We start from the raw sequence: 18167 nt of genomic DNA on the forward strand, positions 1-18167 counted from the left end.
CTGCAGCATGAGGTAGGAGTAGACCATGGCTGGATTCATTGGCAAGCTGATTCAACGTAAGGACCGCATGCCAGCATTCTTGCGTAATACCATCTCTTACTTGGTCAGCAACCAGGATGGTGTTCTGTTTCGAACAGTGTTGCGACTGACCGGGCAGAACCGCAGGCCGATTCCTGTTCCAACGGAAGTTCCAGAGGCTAAGACACGGGTGCTGATCGGCCCAGCAAATTATGCGGGGCAAGGGCGTCAGTGGGCACGTTCCTTGGAGCTCTTTCATGGGGTTGGTGCGAAAAACCTTATGGTTTCTGTGCCCGGTGGGATCTTGTTTTCGGCGGATACGGTGGTTCCTTTTGGCGTGTATCACTTGTCGAAAGAATGGCAGCGCGCTGAACTGCAGTCGGTGGCTCAATTTACTCATGTGCTGGTTGAGGCGGAGAAGCCGCTCTTGGGTGGACTTTTCAAGAATGATTTATCGCGTGAATCAGAAGCGCTTCGGCAACGGGGTGTGCGGCTCGCCTATATTACACACGGTTCAGACACCCGGAACCCCGCGCAACATAGCAAGCTGACGCCGTGGTCGCCATTTATTGATCGCACTCCTGAAGTTGAAGCATTGCAACGCCTCTCAGATAAAAATCGCGCTCTCTTGCGCACCCTACCTGGGCCAAAGTTCGTACCAACCCCTGAGCTGCTCTCAGACCTCCCGGGTGCTGAGTGGTGCCCGATCGTAGTTGAGCAAGAACGGTGGCAGCGCGCGAGTAAGCCGTTGTTTAGACATGAGCTTCCACGGGTTGTGCATATCCCCAGTAAGGGGTGGATTAAGGGTACTGATCTTGTTGAACCGATCATGGATGAGCTTCATGACAAGGGTCTTGTTGAATATTCTCAGGTGACGGGGATCCCTCACTCGCAAATGCCGAATGAGATTGGGAACGCAGATATTGTTCTCGAACAATTCCGATTGGGCATCTATGCGACTACGGCAATCGAAGCAATGGCCGCCGGCCGTGTGGTGATCGGACATGTAATGTCCTCCGTGCGGGAACATGTCCGCAAGGTCTCAGGCATGGAACTCCCCATCGTGGAGGCGACGCCTGACACGCTGCGGGGCGTCATTATCGAGTTGATTGCGGATCCGCAAAAATGCCGCGAGATTGGCGAAGCCGGGGCGAGGTTTGCCGAGCTCGTGCACGACGGAAGGCTGAGCGCCGAGGTGCTCACAAAGCATTGGATTAATCTGCCAGATTCAGCCGACCGCGCGTGAAGCCTGGGGGGATAGACTAGGCCTGTGAAGATCGCTGTAATCGCCACCGGAAAGATCGGCCTCCCCCTTGCTACGCAGTTCGCGAGCATGGACCACGAGGTCGTTGGAATCGACGTCAACAAGGCACTTGTTGACTGCATCAACCGTGCTGAGGAGCCATTCCCCGGCGAGTTCGGTCTTGCAGAAAAGCTCGCTGAGCAGGTGCCAGCAGGCAAGCTGCGCGCGACGACGGACTACGCAGACGGTATTCCCGGCGCCGACGCAGTTGTGATCGTGGTGCCGCTCCTCGTTGACGAGGAAACCTGGCAGCCCGACTTCAAATGGATGGACGCGGCAACGCGTTCACTCGCTGAACACCTCACCCCGGGCACCCTGATCTCGTATGAGACCACGCTGCCCGTAGGCACGACGCGTAACCGCTGGAAGCCGCTCATCGAAGAGGTCTCTGGCCTCACCGAGGGCGAGGATTTCCACCTGGTGTTCTCACCTGAGCGTGTGCTCACCGGCCGCGTCTACGAAGACCTCAAGAAGTACCCGAAGCTCGTCGGTGGTCTCAACGAGGCAGGCACCAAGAAGGCGATCGAGTTCTACGAGCAGGTGCTCACGTTTAACGAGCGTGACGACCTGCCCCGCCCGAACGGCGTCTGGGACATGGGCACCGCTGAGGCTGCCGAGATGGCAAAGCTCGCAGAAACCACCTACCGTGATGTGAACATCGGTCTCGCGAACCAGTTCGCGCGCTACGCAGACACCATTGGCGTTGACGTGTACAAGGTCATTGAAGCGTGCAACTCGCAGCCCTTTAGCCACATCCACCGTCCCGGTATTGCTGTCGGCGGCCACTGCATCCCGGTGTACCCCCGTCTGTACCTTTCGACGGACCCCGCGGCAGACATCGTCCGCACCGCACGCAACTACAACGCGACCATGCCGACTTACGTCGTTGATCGCGTTGAGCAGACCATTGGCGACCTTTCGGGTCAGCGCGTCGTCGTGCTCGGCGCTTCGTACCGTGGTGGCGTGAAGGAGACCGCGGTCTCTGGCGTTTTCCCGACCGTTGAAGAACTCACCGCTCGTGGCGCAATCGTCACGGTGCACGACCCCGTCTTCTCAGACGAAGAGCTCGCAGGTTTCGGTTTCGTCGCGCACAAGATTGGTGACGCTGTCGACGTCGCGATCTTGCAGGCGGATCACGCGGAGTACCGCGAGATGGGCCCAGCTGAGTTCCCCGGCATCAAGCTTTTTGCTGATGGTCGTAACTACACCGACCCTGCGGCTTGGAAGGGCGTTCCCCGCATCGTTATCGGCGCTGGGAACTAAGCCCTGCGGGATGCTTCGGCATCTCGCGCGCGTGCTCCCTGAGCATACGAAAGCGGCCTGTAGCAAGGAATCAGAAGTGATTCAGCCTGCTACAGGCCGCTTTTGTGCGTGAGGCAAAGACTCCACTCGCCGCCTATCGGAGCCTACGCAGAGGGGCCGTTGTGTGAGTCGTTGTCAGAGGCTGGTCGATCCGCCCGGAAGCTCTGCTCAGCCAGATCCATGAGCTCGGCAACACGAAGGCTATTGCGGCGATACTCATCGAGCTCATCCTCTAGCTCCGTGATGCGGTTGGTGAGCGCGTCGAGCTGCGCGCGAGTTCCCGCGGGACGGGTGCGCATGAATAGACGCTTCAGACGCTGTCGCATGGAGACCTCCTGGGTCGGGAAAGGATGATCGGAAAGTACGAATCGCACGCCGTATGGACGACGATCCATCGTCGGGATCTGTGTTGCCGGAGTGAAATACTCAAACGACAGGCCAAATTTGTGGGCCGCATTGGCAAGCTCGAACTGGTTGAGGTGCCAGGTTGTTGGATCTGCAAACGTCACGTCCTCCGCTGGGGACGCATAAAGCGTTGCGCAGGCTGATCCGCCCGACCGCAGTGCCATACGAATCAGCCGGAGCAGATTCTCGCGCGCGAGGTGTCCGAGCTGTTCGAACACATGGTTTGCGACGACGTCGAATCGTCCGGTGATTCCCTGTTGCTTCGGCGCCGCAAGGGACAGTGTGCGGTACAGATTCACATGCGCGGTTTCGAACGGCGTTGCTGCGGCGGCGGATCGCTCCTGTGCAAGCTGCAGCGCAGCGTAAGAGTAATCGGTGGCGATCACCCGGCGGCCAGTATCAACTAGGGCGAGACGCTCGCTCAGCGCGCCGTTGCCTGCGCCAAACTCGAGGAGCACGGGGGACGTGAGCTCAGCTGACTGTTCGAGGATCCAGTCTGCTCCGTCTGCCCAGATGAGGTCGGCCTCGGCACCACGGTTGAGGAACCACGCGTTCCAGAAGTCGCGCCCGAAATGGAAGGAACCAAACCATGCATTGAATCGGCGCGAAGTCGACTCAGGAGTCTGGAGCCGATACCCGGGAATGGGGGTGCGCCAGTTCTCGTCATAGTTGATGACAAGCCAGGCCTCAGGATCCGCCGGCGCGGGAAACTCACGGCCAGCGATCGTGACGGTACCGAACGGCAGGATCTGGTCTTCGCGCAGATCGCCGCGCACGTGGAACGGCTGGTTCATCTTGCCATCGTCCGTGAAAAAGGCAGTGAAGACGTCAACATAGTGGTCGACAAGACCAGAGTCGGTGCGGAAGTACAACTGCATGTGTGTTGCACTGTGCCGCACCAGCTCGTACCCCAGATCAATGAGCGCGTGACCGACTTGGAAGCCTTCGCGAGCGACATCTGCGGGATTGGTGAACTCCGAAAGATAGGCAACGTCAGCGTCGTCGTCGTGGGGGAGGAGCTCGCCCTCGCGCACGCCACCGAGCAGGGTGCCGCCGACGACGAAAGGCCGGAGGCCCATGTCGCGCAGGTGACCGATGATCTCTGCGCTGCGGTCAAGGATGCGCTCCTGCACACCAGGATTGCCAGCCTCAAGCGTCTTCCCGAGCATGCCCCACTTGTTCACCGCGAGGGGGATATTGTCGGCATCACGCACCTGGGCGCGGATCGCGTCAGCAGTGAATTCCACCTCGCCCGCGGCGAGGGCTTCCCCCGTTGCGCTGTGCAAAACGGTGAGGTGCGTGCTGCCGCGGAGATATGGGCGGAGGGAAATTGGCCACGGGAACGAGTGCTCATCAGAACGCTCGTTTTCGACAAGGTCAATTGACCACACACGATCGCCATCGAAACAGACATCGACAGAACGCACTGCATCGGAGATCGGAGGCAGCGTGAGATCAAAAGAGTTTACAGAAAGTGCCATAAAGTATGCAGTTCTGGGCCAATTTGGCTTCCAGAACTACCTACCTACCTTAGCCGCTTTCGCCTGTGTGCAAACTTCAACGGGCGCCTCGGCAAGATGCCGAGGCGCCCGTTGAGCGTGTTGCTGGTTAGCGGCCTTCGAAGGTCGTCTGCCACTCTTCAGGAGTGGTCAGGCGCGGCATTGCGGTGCGGTACTCGGCCGCGAGGCGGTCCCAGTCCTTCACAATCTTGCGGTTGAGCTGGGTCGCTTCGCGCAGTAGGCGGCGGAACTTGGCCTGGTCATGGCGGTACCACATCTTGCCTGCGCCATCAGCGGAACCGACGATGACGCTTTCGTGCTGCGGGATGGTCCACCAGAACGCATCGCGTTTGGCGTACTCGAGCTCGGGCTCGCGTGCATCGGTCTCTGCCGACTTACGCAGCCATGCTTTGGGGAGGTTCTTTGCGGTGAACACGGCGAGCTTTGCGCCGCCGAAAGCCTCAGGACGTTCACTGACGTGGGGAAGTGCGCGGCCGTTGCGGGACGCAGGTGCATCTGCATCGCTCGTGCGATAGACGCGAGTCTCGGGGTAGTCTTTCGCCGCTGCTCGAGCTGCAGGCATGTCTTGCGCCATCGTGGCGTGGAGCTGATCAGGGCCTGCGAGGACGGAGCGCATGCCGTCAACAGCGAGCTGCACCGCGTAGTACTGCATGTTCAGCAGCTGCTTTACGTTGATGCGGTTCAGGTTCTTCAGCATGCCGCGACCGCACTGCGGGGTCGCGTGCAGCAGGCCTGCAACGATGCGGTTGCGGGTGTGGAAGAACGACTGCCAGTCTTGCGTGTCGTCCTTATCAAGCCAAGAGACATGCCAAAGCGCGACGCCCGGAAGAGAAACCGTGCGGTAGCCCGCAGCTTTTGCGCGCAGCCCGTATTCTGCGTCGTCCCACTTAATGAAAACAGGAATTGAGAGACCGATGTCTGCGATGACCTTCTTCGGAATCATGCACATCCACCAACCGTTGTAGTCGGCGTCAAGTCGCGAGTGCATCCAAGGAGTTTGGCGCAGGTTCTGCTTGCGGAAGTCATGGCGATGCTGCTCAGGGAACGACGGACCCCAGACGAAAGCGTCATCGCGCACAACCTCTGCCCACGCGTGCATGACGGGCTTGTCGAGGAGATCGAACATGTGACCGCCAACGATGACCGGATTACGGCTAAAACGGCCGAACTGAAGCGCGCGCAGCGCGCTCTCGGTCTCGAACTCGATGTCGTCATCGAGCAAGAGGAGGAAGTCGGTGTCTTCTCGCTTCAGCGTCTCAGCCATCGAGCGCGAGAAGCCACCTGAGCCGCCGATGTTCGGCTGCACGATGAGCTGCAGCTTGTCGCCGAGCTCAGCTGCAATTTCATCGAACCCAGGTTCGTCTGCGACCTGCTTCGAACCCTGATCGACAAGGAAGATACGGTCGAGGTTCTCGAGCAGCGTCGGGTTTGCTGCAATGTTGCGCAGCGTCACGACGCAGTAGTCGGCCTTGTTAAAGGTCGTCATACCGAGGCTGAGCTTCCCCTCGGTCGTGGGAGTCGCCTCCGTGGTCCAGCTGCCCTTCACGAGCTTGATGTCTGCATCGCCTGCGACAAGATCGAACCAGAGCCAACCACCGTCACCGAACATGGTGAGGGGAAGCATGAATTCGGTCTCGGCTTTGCCAGTCACCAGCGCGGAGTTGACTCGCTGCTGTGCACCGCTCGCGTTCGAACGGTACACAATGATCGTGCCGGTGCCCTCGGTCTGCAGGCGCAGGGTGACCTCAGTCACGGTTGTCCAGCGCTGCCAGTAGGAAGCGGGGAACGCGTTGAAGTACGAAGCGTATGAAACGCGCTCGCCAGAGCGGACGCGGGTGCTTTCACGTGACAGCACACTGTCAATGCTCGCAACCTCGCTCAGACGAACGGGGGTTTCGTCAACCTCGGTCCAAGTCTCAGGGTCTGCATACAGCGGCAGCACGTCTGGGTCTTTGGCCTGCGGGAACACAACATGCTGGAGCGTAGTGGTCATAACAGATGATTCTACCGAGGGGTGCTGGTGGAGCGCAGTGAATGTGCGGAACTTGCGGTCGATTTACCTAAAGTTCAACAAGATATTTCGGAAACCTGCTGTGAAGTGACCCACAGAGCGCTGCAACGCCGGTAGCCCCGCATAGACTGGTGGGCATGGATCTTCTTGTAGTTGGATCAGGTTTCTTTGGTCTCACCATCGCTGAGCGCGCGGCAAACGCGGGCAAGAAAGTGGTCGTGATCGATCGTCGTTCGCACATTGGCGGCAACGCCTACTCTGAGGCGGAGCCCGAGACGGGTATCGAGGTGCACCGCTACGGCGCACACCTTTTCCACACCTCGAATGAGCGTGTGTGGGAGTACGTGAATCGTTTCACGAGTTTCACGAACTACGAGCACAAGGTGTACTCGAACTTCAAGGGCGAAATCTACCCGCTGCCGATCAACCTCGGTACGATCAACCAGTTCTTCCGCGCGGCATACGGCCCTGAAGAGGCGCGTGCGCTCATCGCAGAGCAGGCAGGCGAGTACGACACTAAGACCGCGCAGAACCTTGAAGAAAAGGGCATTTCGCTGATCGGTCGTCCCCTGTACGAGGCGTTCATTCGTGATTACACCTCGAAGCAGTGGCAGACTCCGCTCACCGAGCTCCCCGCAGAGGTCATCTCGCGTCTCCCGGTGCGTTACAACTACGACAACCGTTACTTCAGCGACAAGTACGAGGGTCTGCCGGTAGACGGTTACACCGCGTGGCTTGAGAAGATGGCGGATCACCCCAACATCGAGGTGCGTCTCGACACCGATTTCTTCGACGAGTCGCAGCCGCTCAACAAGCGTGACGTCGTTGGCAAGGTTCCTGTTGTCTACACCGGTCCCGTTGACCGTTACTTCGATTACGCCGAGGGTGAGCTCAGCTGGCGCACGCTCGACTTCGAAGAAGAGGTCGTCGAGGTTGGCGATTACCAGGGCACCAGCGTGATGAACTACGCGGGTAGCGAGGTTCCCTACACCCGCATTCACGAGTTCCGTCACTTCCACCCCGAGCGTGACTACCCGACCGACAAGACCGTCATCATGCGCGAGTTCTCACGCTTCGCGACCCGCGAAGACGAGCCGTACTACCCGGTCAACACCCCTGAGGACCGCGAGCGCCTGCTCAAGTACCGCGAGCTCTCTGACGTTGAGCCTCAGGTGCTCTTTGGTGGTCGCCTTGGTACCTACCAGTACCTCGATATGCACATGGCTATCGGTTCGGCACTCTCGATGTTCGACAACAAGCTTGCAGAGGCACTCGGGGTCGAAGCGAGTAACTAAGCACCGCGGTCGGTCGCACACCGACCACTACCGACCACTGCGGATAACTAAGCACCGCGGCCGGTTGCACACCGACCATTGCGGGTAACTCCGCAACACACATCTCCCGCAGGCGAAAGGCCCAGTATGAACAAGCGAATTCTTAGCACTGTTTCCGCATTGGCTCTCGCAAGCATTCTGGGCCTTTCCGGCTGCTCGATGGTCAATGACGTGAAGGCAAGCGGCTGCAACGCGCTGTACGACCAGATCGACGGCGCGCTTGGGCAGCTCGATACCGGCGGCGTGCAGGTCTCGAGCGCAGACGTGCAGCAGTTCTTCACCGACCTCGAAGCGCAGGCACCTGACGCATACGCTGCGCTTCGCGACGGCACATTCAGTGACTACGTCTCGAGCCAGAACGTTGACCTGCAGGCGCTCACCGGTGCTGCATCGGATGTCAACGTTGGTGACTTCATTTCACCGGACAACCTTGCGCAGCTTGACCAGGTCATGCCCGCGGTTATCGGCACGATGGAGCGACTCGGCTCGGTCTGCGATCCGAAGTAGCGGCTAACCCGTCGAGAAAGGCCCGTTCTTCCGAGAGCGGGCCTTTCTTGCGTATGAAAGGCCCAATCTCGAGAGAAACGCCCTGTTTCGAGGGGTTGGCGCAGAGCGAAGGGGTGGCGCAGAGCGAGGGGTTGGCGCAGAGCGCGTGCGCTGAGCGGCGAAGCCTAAGAGACCGCAGTCTCAGAATCGGGGCCGTTGTATCGAATACCGACGCGATCTGCGACTCGCCAAACAGCGAGGATCAGCTCGGGGATCTCGTCTGCGATCTGCTGCAGAAGTTCGAACTCTACGCGATCCGCGTTGGCCTTGTGCTCGGCAGCCTCAGCGCCGTCACCGCGCCCTGCGACGCGAGCGAGGGCGAACTCGGCGAGCTGGCCGCGATCTTCAAGCATCTCGGTGACCAACTCGCGAACGACGAGGTCGTCCTCATCTGGCACGTCAATGACCGCCTCGGCTGGGTCCCAGCCCTCACGCATGCGGTTTTCGAGCATGGTCATTCGCTCAATGCGCGCGAACGTGCGCAACCGCTGCAGGCGGTCGGTGGTCATTCCAATGGTCACGACTGTACCTGCGAATCTGGGTCGACGACCGGGGGAGTGGCAGCTTTCGCTGCTGCAGCCTGGGCGGCCGAGATCGTGGGAATCGTGCCGGTCGCGGCATCGCGGGTGATCGGGACGTGGCGCCACGGCACCTTCACCGGCTCAGAATCGGGCGATGGCAGCTGGAAATCGAAGCGCGACTTCACCGCGAGTAGCACGAGCAGCACCCAGCCGCCCTCGATGATGAGGCGGCTCTCGGTGAGCGACTGTACGAGCAGGGCAGCGAGGATGAGCAGCGGCCACAGCGCACTCGTCGCATATGGCAGCGGGGCGCCATAGCCGCGGCGAGGCTGATCCACGGCACGGAACCAGACTCGCCACAGCGTAAGTGCGACGAGCGGGATGAACGCAAGCAAACCAATGATGCCGACCTGGAACCACACATCGAGCCATGCATTGTGTGCGTGGGGGACGGGAAGGCCGACTTTGGTATCGAGGCTCTTGAATGGCTCAACCCAGGTCGGCCAATAGCTGACCCAGCCCCAACCGAGCCACGGGCGCTGCTCTGCGAGCTCGATCACGCGCTCCCAGATCTCGGTACGACCGGTGAGCGTTGCCGACTTGCCGAGCAAGCCGAAGACCTGTTCGCGCCAGAAGAGGGAGACGGCGATCGAGCCAAATAGCAACAAGCTGCCGATCGCGTAGAGCGGAGTGCGCTTGCCGGGCTGCACGCGGCGTGCCCAGAGGGCAAATGCGAGCGTGATGGCGATAACGATGACGGCGACCATAACCGTTGCTGCCCGTGTCATGGCGATGGTGAGGACCGACATGGCGATCCAGAACCAGCCATTGAAGCGCCCGATGAGACCGGCACGCAACTGCACGCTGAAAATCACGAGACCGAGCACACCGAGGAAGCAGAACAGCGCTGAGTTGCCGAGGAGGCCCTGGATCGGACCACCCTCGAAGAGTAGGTTGCGGCTCCACCAGAGCAGCTTCGAGGGAGTTTCGCCCGCGGGAACCTCGACCCACCAGGCCACGATGTAGTGGCCGACAAAGAGGGACACCCAGAGCTCGAACAGGAACGAGAGCCCGATGAGGTAGCGCAGTGAGGTCGCGAGCGTCCGCAGTACCTCATGCCAGGTGAGTGTGTAGGCGAGCACGATGGCGACGATGGTCGTTGCGAACTGGGCGACGACGCCAAGCACCGACTCAAATCGGTACTGCGACCAGATGATCGATAGCAGCGCAATCGTCATAAACCAATACAGCGGCGCGGGCAATCGGTACCAGCGGAAGCGCGCGGGCTTCACCTTGATGAACAGCACAATGCCGATCACGGTGATGATGCCTGCGAGCGCAAAATAGATGGGCACACCGGTGATCCACCGCACCGCGTTGCCGCCGAGCGTGAAAATGAACACGCTGATTGCATACGCGCTTACGCCGAGTCTCGTTTTGCCGGAAGCCATAGTAGGTATTGTAGAGCGTGGTCCCTCGCAGAGCCTTATGCGAGGTGCGTTGGGTGCGGCAGAATGCCCGCCTCGACCAGGAAGCCCAAGGAGCCGTGTGCTGATCTTCATCGAGAACACTCCGCGCGCATATGCGTGGGGTTCCTCTGAAGCGCTCGCTGAAATGCTGGGGCGCGCGCCGAGCGGTGCGCCAGAGGCCGAGCTGTGGCTTGGCGACCATCCGGGCAGCCCGGCAAACGTTGCGAAAGCAGCTGGCACGTCACTGACCCTCATTGATCTCATTGCGAGCGACCCCGAACGCTACGGCGTACGCGGTGGCCCGCTGCCGTTTCTCACGAAGTTGCTTGCGATCGGGGCTCCGCTCTCACTGCAGGTACATCCGAACCGCGAGCAGGCTGAGGCCGGATTCGCCGCCGAGGAAGCCGCTGGCATTCCGCGCGATGCGGCCAACCGCAATTACCGCGACCCGAATCACAAGCCAGAACTTCTCGTGGCTCTGACAGAGGTGCGCGCGCTCAGTGGCTTCCGCCCGCTCACCGCAGTGGGCGCGGATCTTTCCACGCTCATCACCATTGCTACAGATCACGCCGCGCAACTGACCGCATCAGCCGCTTCCAGTACTTCGGCCGCCTCGGCAACGGAAACCGAATTGCGGGAGGGGATCGCGCTGCTCGAAGTGTTCCATGAGCACCTCACGCGCACAACTCGCTCAGACGCAGACTTCCGGGCAAAGCTGCTTGAAGATATGCAGCATGATCCGCGCGTCACGCTCGCGATTGCCGCGGTACGAGCGGCAACCGAGGCAGACGATGGAAACGCGCTCGAAGGAGCGCTCGAACCTGGCCGCGCACAGGTGCTCAGAGAACTGCTGCAGGCCTACCCGACTGATCCGGGCGTGCTCGTGTCGCTACTCTTGCATCTGCTCGTGCTTGAGCCTGGCCAGGCGATCTTCTTGCGCGCTGGTCAGCTCCACGCGTATCTGAGCGGTGTCGGCGTTGAAGTGATGGCGGCCTCGGACAACGTCTTGCGTGCGGGGCTCACTGCAAAGCACGTCGACATTGCGGAGCTGTGTCGGATTGTCGATACTGACGACCTCGCGGATCCGCACCTCCCCGGCATCGCCCTTGCTCCTGGCGTGACCGTGTGGCGGCCGGAAGTGGATGACTTCCAGCTGTTCCGCGCACGATTGTGCCCAGTCCCCGAAGCCTGGGATGACCCGCCGGCTGAGCCTGCGCCGCACGCAATTGAATGCCCGGCATCGGAGATTGAGATTTCGGCAGAGTATCCACTGGTGCTCGTCGTGACTGATGGTCGCGTACGTGTGGATCGGCCAGACGGTGAAATCTCTGAGGTTGCCAATGTGCGCCGGGGGCAGTCGCTGTATGTATCTGCAGGGGAACCTATACGGTTGACCGGTTCTGGCGAGGCGTTCCTCGCGACCGTGGGTGGGGCCTAGCAAGACTTCTGCGCGGTCGCGTCACCGCGCCGCGCCACAACGCCGAAACGGGGCCGTTCTCCCGAAACAAGCCCTTTCTTGCGTAAGAAAGTGGTCATCTCGGGGGAACAGCCCCGTTTCGCGGGGGTGGCCCAACTACTTATCGGCGGTTACCCTCAAGTGGGTATTCCTCGCCGAGTACGTCGATCTGCTCGGTTGTGGGGTCGCCCTCCGAGAAGTCCATCATTGGGACGGGCTTCTTGAAACCGCGAGTGACGAGCGCGATGATAACAACGCCGACTATGATCCAGATACCGCCGACGAGCCAGGTGAGTGCCTCGAGCGAGGTCCACAGCCAGATCGTGAGTGCGAAGCCGATGAGCGGGCAGACGATCTTCGTGATGATCGTGCCGAAGCTGAGCGGTTCGCGGCGGCCGTTCTTGGGGAAGATGTAGGTGCGGATCACCGACAGGTTCACCATCGCGAACGCTGCGAGTGCGCCGAACGAGATCATGAACGCCACGGTGTCGAGCGACAGGAAGAGTGCCGAGAGCGCGAAGACCGAAACGACGCACGCCGCGATGATCGGGGTGCCGAAGCGGTTGTGCAGCTTCGCGAGCGGCTTGGGAAGCATGCCATCGCGACCCATTGCGTAGAGGATGCGCGACACGGAAACTTGGCCAGTCATGCCCGAGCCGAACGCGCCGACGACGTAGATTGCGACGAAGAAGGCCGTGAACGCTTCACCACCGATGTTGTTCATGACGGTCACGCCAGCTGCATCGACCTCAGCAGCCGAGAGTGAAGCCCAGTCAGGCTGGTACGCAAGCGCACCTGCCCACGACACGAGGATGAAGAAAAGGCCGCCGAGCAGCGTCGAGAAGATGATTGCGCGGGGGATATCGCGGCGCGGGTTCTTTGCTTCCTCAGACAGGGTCGAAACGGCGTCGAAGCCGAGGAATGACAGTGCAAGGATTGCTGCGCCCGAGGCGATCGGGCCGATGCCGCCCTCACCGAAAGTGAACGGCTCAATGAGGCTGACCGACATGTCGCCGCCGAATGCGCTCTTGAACGCGAGCACCATGAAGATCACAACGAGCACAACCGAGAGGGCAATGATGACAAAGTTGACCTTGTTTACCAGGTTGATCCCGAGGATATTGAAGAGCAGCACGAGCAATAGCGCGACAAGAGTGAAGACCCAGACGGGAACTGCGGGGAATTGCGTGTTCAAGTAGATGCCGATGAGCATGAAGTTGATCATCGGGATGAACAGGTAGTCGAGCAGCATGACCCAGCCAGTCAAGAAGCCGGCGGCGCCGCCGAATGACTGCTGAGTGTAGGTGTACGCCGAACCCGCAACGGGGTAGCGCTTCACCATCGCTGCATAGCTGCCTGCGGTGAAGAGCATTGCGACCACAGCAATGACATACGAAGCGGGCAAGTGGCCATCGGTCACCTGGTTCACGATGCCGTAGGTGGTGAAGACCGTGATGACGGTCATGTAGGTCACGCCGAAGAGGGTGAGTCCAACTACGCCGAGTGAGCGGTGCAGTTTCGGGGCAGCCTGTGAGCCGGTGGATGTAGTAGCCACGAGTTCTCCTTTGAACGGTAGGTCGTCCCATACATTAGTGGAATTTTTCAGTGAAATTTGACACTTGTTTTGAAACTAAGTGAACACCGTACGTTTTCCACAGAATCGTTTCAAAATTTTGTGGGTCTGCGCAGTTTAGGGTCCCTGAAACGGTGGAAATGCCCCCTGGACGCCCGCAGAATTTTTGTGGACAGACCGTGTCGTATTCGGTGGGTCGCTACTCGAAATTGCCGGGCTGGGTGACCTCAGCCGCGAGCATTCCGACCGCTGCATCGGTGAGGAAGTGGCCAAACGAATGCCAAGTCCCTTCGGAGGTGCCCGCTGCAAGGCGGGCCTCGTGTTCAGCGGCGAGCCCAAGAATGAGCTGGGCGAGGATCCGCGAACGGGCCTCGATGATCGGCCGCGGAATGGCTGCCAGCTCAGGGATGTCGTTCCGGAGTAATCCGACAAAGTCATGGGCATCAAGGACGTAGTCGCGAATGATCTCGCCGAGCACCGGTGACGTTGACGCCTGCGCGAGAAAGCGTGCGCGCCAGCTCGGCACCGGCAGGCTGTCGAGATAGTCCACCCACGGCAGAATGCCGATGGTAATGATGGCCCGCAGATTGGGCTCCGGGCCGAGCTCGGCTTGGAGTGCCGCTCGCCGCTCGCTCACGTTTTCGCGCCCACGCGCGGTGATCGCGCGGAGGAGTTCCTCGCGGCCACCGAAGTGATACTTCACTGCCGAGTGATTTGCGTTGCCAGCGTGTTCCGCGATGCGTCTGTTCGACACGGCGTCGATGCCCTCCGAAGCAAAAAGTTCTTCGGCGGCGTCGAGCAGGTGCTCCCGCGCGCGTTCGCTGTGTTGGCCCATCACTCCTCCTGCGGATACATCCTGTTGCCGGCCGAGTGCCGGCCCTCTGCGAACAACGGTAGCTGGTGCTCTGCGAGAGAATCCTCAATTCGGTCAGTAAATTTTAAGACAAGCGGCGTAATTTAATCCAGTCGACTCAAATTCGAGACTCGGCAGTACCACAGGAGCAATACACAAGTGACAGAAACCACTGCAGAGAAGGCGGAGGTCACTCCCGCCGAGCTCGAGGCGCAACGCCACAAGAAAGAGATAATCGGGCGATACGTCGCCATGTTCCTGATGCCTATCCTCATGATCGGCATCATGATCACCGGTTACCTTTTCGCGATGCACAACCCAACGTCTCGAGACATGCCAATTGCTGTCACCGGTAGTTCCTCCCAGGAATTCATCTCGGGTCTCGAGCAGATCGACGCAGACGAAAACGGAAAGAAGCGCGCCGTCGATCTCATCAAGGTTGACAGTGCCACCGAGGCGCGAGAGCTCGTCATGAACCGTGAGGTCTCTGGCGCACTCGTGATCGAGGGCACTGATGCGACGCTCTACACAGCGACCGCAGCAGGCGCTTCGCAGGTGGCTGTTGTGCAGCAGCTCGTTGCGCCGCAGATTGCTGCGCAGAACTTGCATCTTGAAAACACAGATCTGCGCCCACTTCCCGAATCTGACCCGGCAGGCCTTGGCGCAATGTTCCTCGCCACCGCCCTCGTAATGGCGGGCTACTTGCCGCTGAGTATCACCCTGTCGAACGCACCGCAGCTTATGCGCTTCCGCCGCTTCGTTCCCCTCCTCGCAGGCTGGTCAGTCTTCTCGGCCCTGCTGGCTTGGGTCGTGACCGGTCCGATCCTCGGTATTGTCGACGGGAGTGACGCGTGGGCGGTGATGGGCGTCGCAGCGCTCGGCGTCTTTGCGATCGGGTCGGTGCAGCTATTCCTTACCCGCATCCTCGGCCCGATGGCCGTGCTCGCGGCAATGCTCCTCCTCATGGCGCTTGGTGTCCCCGCGTCAAACATGAGCATCTCGATCTATACAGCCCCGAAGTTCTACCTGTTCTTACACGACATCTTGCCGACCTCTGCGATCGGTGAGGCGCTGCGCTCAGTGCTGTACTTCGATGGTCGCGGCGCCTGGCCGTACCTGCTCGTGCTGATCATCGGTGCGGCTGCAGGTCTTGTCCTGACCCTCATCCTTGACTCCGTGAAGCGCGCAAAGGGCAAGATCCCTGAGCAGGTCATGGTGAACCTGCCCTCACTGCACGGTGGCCCCCGACCCAAGAGCAAGTTCTGGCAGTACTTCCAGCTCGCAGTGTTCCCCATCGCGATGGTCGGCCTCATGCTCACCGCAATGCTCGGCGCAATGCACTCACCGACGCCAAAGGACATGCCCGTCGTAGTCGTTGCTTCGAGTGAGGAGCAAGGCCGGCAGATGGCAGACGCGCTCGACGAGCAAATGGATGGCATGTTCGACTTCACGGTGATGACTTCAGCAGACCGTGCGCGCAGCCAGGTCGAGCATCGCGACGTCGTTGGTGCGTTCGTGCTGCCGAGCGCGGAACTCCCCGAAGCGACGGTCATTGTGAATCAGTCAGCCGGTAGCGCAGGAGCGCAGCTCGTCGAACGCGTCTTCACGGGCGTCGCTCAGGCGCAGCAGTTGCCCGTCGCGACTGATGATGTAGCCCCGCTACCCGAACGCGACAGTATGGGCACCGTCACCATGTACGTCGCGATGGGCTGGATGATGGCCGGTTTTATGATCATCGTCGTGGGCGCCAATGCAGCTCCCACAAGCCGACCACTGAACAAGCTGCTGCCGATCGTTGCAATGTACTCTGTCGCGATGTCAGCGTTCGTCTATCTCATCGCTGGTCCCATTACGGGCGCGGTCGAGGGCCATTTCTGGCAGCTCTTTGGTGCGGGTGCCGTGGCGATCATGGCCGTCGCGATGTTCGCCACGGTGTTCGAGCGACTCATGGGTCTGCTCGCGATCATTCCGATTGTTGGCGTGCTGATGTTCCTCGGCGTTCCCGCGTCGGGTGGCGCAATGTCGATCTTCATGGAGCCGGAGTTCTTCCGCGGACTCCACGAATGGCTGCCGATGTCTGCCGCGGTCGAGGGCGTGCGCTCGATTCTGTACTTCGGTTCTGACGTGCTCGGGGTCAATCTGCTCAAGCTCATCGGCTGGGGTGCGGGGTCATTGATTCTCGTGAGCATCATCGACAAGTTCAAACCGGTACGAACCAAGGGTGAGCAGATCATGGTGGACATGTAGGGTTCCCGCGGGGTCAACCCCGTGAGAGCGAGTTCTCGCGTGTCAACCCCGCGAGAATGACCTTTCTCAACGAAAAGGCCCGTTCCATGCCTATGAAACGGGCCTTTTCGAGAGAAACGCCTTGTTTCGAAGGGTCGAAGACTCGACCGGTAGAGGTAGTTGCTACGCCCCGCTGCCTACGAGCGAGCGCCCTCGAGGGGGTATTCGTCGCCGAGCGCGTCGATCTGCTCGGTGGTGGGGTCACCCTCTGAGAAGTCCATCATTGGGACGGGCTTCTTGAAGCCCTTGGTGACGAACGCAATGATGATGACGCCGATGACGAACCAGACGCCACCAACAAGCCAGGTGAGCGGCTGAAGCGAGGTCCACAGCCAGATGGTGAGGGCAAAGCCGATGGTCGGCACGACAAGCTTGGTAATGACGAGACCAGCAGTGAGCGGCTCGCGGCGACCGCCCTTGGGGAAGATGTAGGTGCGGATCACCGACAGGTTCACCATCGAGAACGCTGCAAGCGCACCGAACGAGATCATGAACGCTACGGTGTCGAGTGACAGGAAGAGCGATGCAAGCGCAAAGACCGAGACGACGCACGCTGCAACGATCGGGGTGCCGAAGCGGTTGTGCAGTGTTGCGAGCGGCTTGGGAAGCATGCCGTCGCGTCCCATTGCGTAGAGAATTCGCGAGACCGAGACCTGGCTGGTCATACCCGAACCGAAACAACCGATCACATAGATTGCGACGAAGAATGCGGTGAGGGCTGATCCGCCGATTGATTCCATCACGGTCACGCCTGCGGCATCGAGTTCGCCAGTCGACATGGCATTCCAGTCAGGCTGGTACGCAAGGGAGCCAGCCCACGCCACGAGGATGAAGAAGAGTCCGCCGAGCAGCGTCGAGAAAATGATCGCACGGGGGATGTCGCGGCGCGGGTTCTTTGCTTCCTCAGAGAGTGTCGAGACCGCGTCAAAACCGAGGAACGAAAGCGCGAGAATTGCTGCGCCAGCGGCCACGGGGCCGAGGCCACCGTCGCCGAAGGTGAAGGGCTCAAGCAGGCCGACGCTCATGTCGCCGCCAAGGGCGTGCTTGAACGAGAGCGCAACAAAGATGATGACGAGCACCGTCGAGAGAGCAACAATGACAAAGTTGACCTTGTTCACCAGGTTGATGCCGATGATGTTGAACGCGAGCACCAGCAGGAGCGCTGCGAGGGTGAACGCCCAGATCGGAATCGCGGGGAACTGGGTGTTCATGTAGATGCCGATGAGCATGAAGTTGATCATCGGGAGGAACAGGTAGTCGAGCAGCATGAGCCAGCCCGTCAAGAAGCCAGCCGCGCCGCCGAAGGACTGCTGCGTGTAGGTGTATGCCGAACCCGCGACCGGGTATCGCTTCACCATCGCGCCGTAGCTCGCGGCGGTGAAGAGCATCGTGATGACGGCGATCACGTACGACGCCGGCAGGTGACCGTCAGTGAGCTTGTTGACGATGCCGTAGGTCGTGAAGACGGTCACGACCGTCATGTAAGTCACTCCGAAGAGTGTGAGTCCAACAACGCCGAGCGAGCGACGCATATGCGGGCCCTCTGCGGTCTGTGCGCGGTTTGACAAGG

At 60.3% G+C, this 18167-nt stretch carries 13 protein-coding genes; 6 read left to right on the forward strand and 7 right to left on the reverse strand.

All coding sequences use genetic code 11. The annotated features are described in order from the left end of the window. Positions 1-25: 25 nt before the first annotated feature. Together ICL81_RS09025 and ICL81_RS09030 are read left to right on the forward strand one after the other, a co-directional pair. Positions 26-1264: a hypothetical protein gene (locus ICL81_RS09025; protein WP_188034565.1), complete on the forward strand. Its 1239-nt coding sequence runs from the start codon at positions 26-28 to the stop codon at positions 1262-1264. A gap of 24 nt (positions 1265-1288) precedes the next feature. Beyond that, positions 1289-2584, forward strand: coding sequence for a nucleotide sugar dehydrogenase (locus ICL81_RS09030; RefSeq protein ID WP_188034566.1), 1296 nt, complete (start codon positions 1289-1291; stop codon positions 2582-2584). A 143-nt stretch (positions 2585-2727) separates the two neighbouring features. Here ICL81_RS09030 and ICL81_RS09035 read toward each other — a convergent pair whose 3' ends face one another. After that, a complete protein-coding gene (locus ICL81_RS09035) occupies positions 2728-4509 on the reverse strand; it encodes a class I SAM-dependent methyltransferase (RefSeq protein ID WP_188034567.1) in 1782 nt (593 codons plus the stop codon). 127 nt (positions 4510-4636) lie between these two features. After that, the gene (locus ICL81_RS09040) at positions 4637-6541 is read right to left on the reverse strand and encodes a glycosyltransferase (RefSeq protein ID WP_188034568.1); all 1905 of its coding nucleotides are present in this window, start codon (positions 6539-6541) and stop codon (positions 4637-4639) included. Positions 6542-6696: 155 nt separating this feature from the next. Here ICL81_RS09040 and glf point away from each other — a divergent pair, with 155 nt between their 5' ends. Continuing rightward, positions 6697-7854 (forward strand): UDP-galactopyranose mutase, encoded by a 1158-nt coding sequence (glf, locus tag ICL81_RS09045; RefSeq protein WP_188034569.1) that lies wholly within the window; start codon positions 6697-6699, stop codon positions 7852-7854. A gap of 159 nt (positions 7855-8013) precedes the next feature. Then, positions 8014-8400: a hypothetical protein gene (locus ICL81_RS09050; RefSeq protein ID WP_215394781.1), complete on the forward strand. Its 387-nt coding sequence runs from the start codon at positions 8014-8016 to the stop codon at positions 8398-8400. 164 nt (positions 8401-8564) lie between these two features. Here the strand turns inward: ICL81_RS09050 and ICL81_RS09055 are convergent, their stop codons facing one another. Together ICL81_RS09055 and ICL81_RS09060 are read right to left on the reverse strand one after the other, a co-directional pair. Further along, a complete protein-coding gene (locus ICL81_RS09055; RefSeq protein ID WP_353055482.1) occupies positions 8565-8960 on the reverse strand; it encodes a hypothetical protein in 396 nt (131 codons plus the stop codon). Further along, complete coding sequence (locus tag ICL81_RS09060) at positions 8957-10411, reverse strand: O-antigen ligase (RefSeq protein ID WP_188034571.1); 1455 nt, start codon at positions 10409-10411, stop codon at positions 8957-8959. Before ICL81_RS09060 ends, ICL81_RS09055 begins: the two co-directional genes overlap by 4 nt. A gap of 97 nt (positions 10412-10508) precedes the next feature. Between ICL81_RS09060 and manA the strand changes: the two genes are divergently transcribed. After that, positions 10509-11867 (forward strand): mannose-6-phosphate isomerase, class I, encoded by a 1359-nt coding sequence (gene manA, locus ICL81_RS09065; protein WP_188034572.1) that lies wholly within the window; start codon positions 10509-10511, stop codon positions 11865-11867. Between the two features lie 139 nt (positions 11868-12006). Here the strand turns inward: manA and ICL81_RS09070 are convergent, their stop codons facing one another. Together ICL81_RS09070 and ICL81_RS09075 are read right to left on the reverse strand one after the other, a co-directional pair. Further along, positions 12007-13440, reverse strand: coding sequence for an APC family permease (locus ICL81_RS09070; RefSeq protein WP_188034573.1), 1434 nt, complete (start codon positions 13438-13440; stop codon positions 12007-12009). A gap of 217 nt (positions 13441-13657) precedes the next feature. Further along, positions 13658-14293: a TetR/AcrR family transcriptional regulator gene (locus tag ICL81_RS09075; protein ID WP_188034574.1), complete on the reverse strand. Its 636-nt coding sequence runs from the start codon at positions 14291-14293 to the stop codon at positions 13658-13660. A gap of 177 nt (positions 14294-14470) precedes the next feature. Between ICL81_RS09075 and ICL81_RS09080 the strand changes: the two genes are divergently transcribed. Continuing rightward, entirely contained in the window at positions 14471-16558 is a 2088-nt protein-coding gene (locus tag ICL81_RS09080; protein WP_188034575.1) for an ABC transporter permease, read from the forward strand. A 176-nt stretch (positions 16559-16734) separates the two neighbouring features. On the opposite strand, the gene ICL81_RS09085 is transcribed toward ICL81_RS09080, so the two are convergent. Next, entirely contained in the window at positions 16735-18129 is a 1395-nt protein-coding gene (locus tag ICL81_RS09085) for an APC family permease (protein WP_188034621.1), read from the reverse strand. Positions 18130-18167: the final 38 nt, after the last annotated feature.

The sequence above is a fragment of the Leucobacter sp. cx-328 genome (genome assembly GCF_014530035.1).
GTDB lineage: Bacteria > Actinomycetota > Actinomycetes > Actinomycetales > Microbacteriaceae > Leucobacter.

Coding starts and splice junctions, on each gene's coding strand:
- ICL81_RS09060 (WP_188034571.1), bottom strand. CDS start 10,411: ATGGCTTCCGGCAAAACGAGACTCGGCGTAAGCGCGTATGCAATCAGC.
- ICL81_RS09025 (WP_188034565.1), top strand. CDS start 26: ATGGCTGGATTCATTGGCAAGCTGATTCAACGTAAGGACCGCATGCCA.
- ICL81_RS09040 (WP_188034568.1), bottom strand. CDS start 6,541: ATGACCACTACGCTCCAGCATGTTGTGTTCCCGCAGGCCAAAGACCCA.
- glf (WP_188034569.1), top strand. CDS start 6,697: ATGGATCTTCTTGTAGTTGGATCAGGTTTCTTTGGTCTCACCATCGCT.
- ICL81_RS09075 (WP_188034574.1), bottom strand. CDS start 14,293: ATGGGCCAACACAGCGAACGCGCGCGGGAGCACCTGCTCGACGCCGCC.
- ICL81_RS09085 (WP_188034621.1), bottom strand. CDS start 18,129: ATGCGTCGCTCGCTCGGCGTTGTTGGACTCACACTCTTCGGAGTGACT.
- ICL81_RS09035 (WP_188034567.1), bottom strand. CDS start 4,509: ATGGCACTTTCTGTAAACTCTTTTGATCTCACGCTGCCTCCGATCTCC.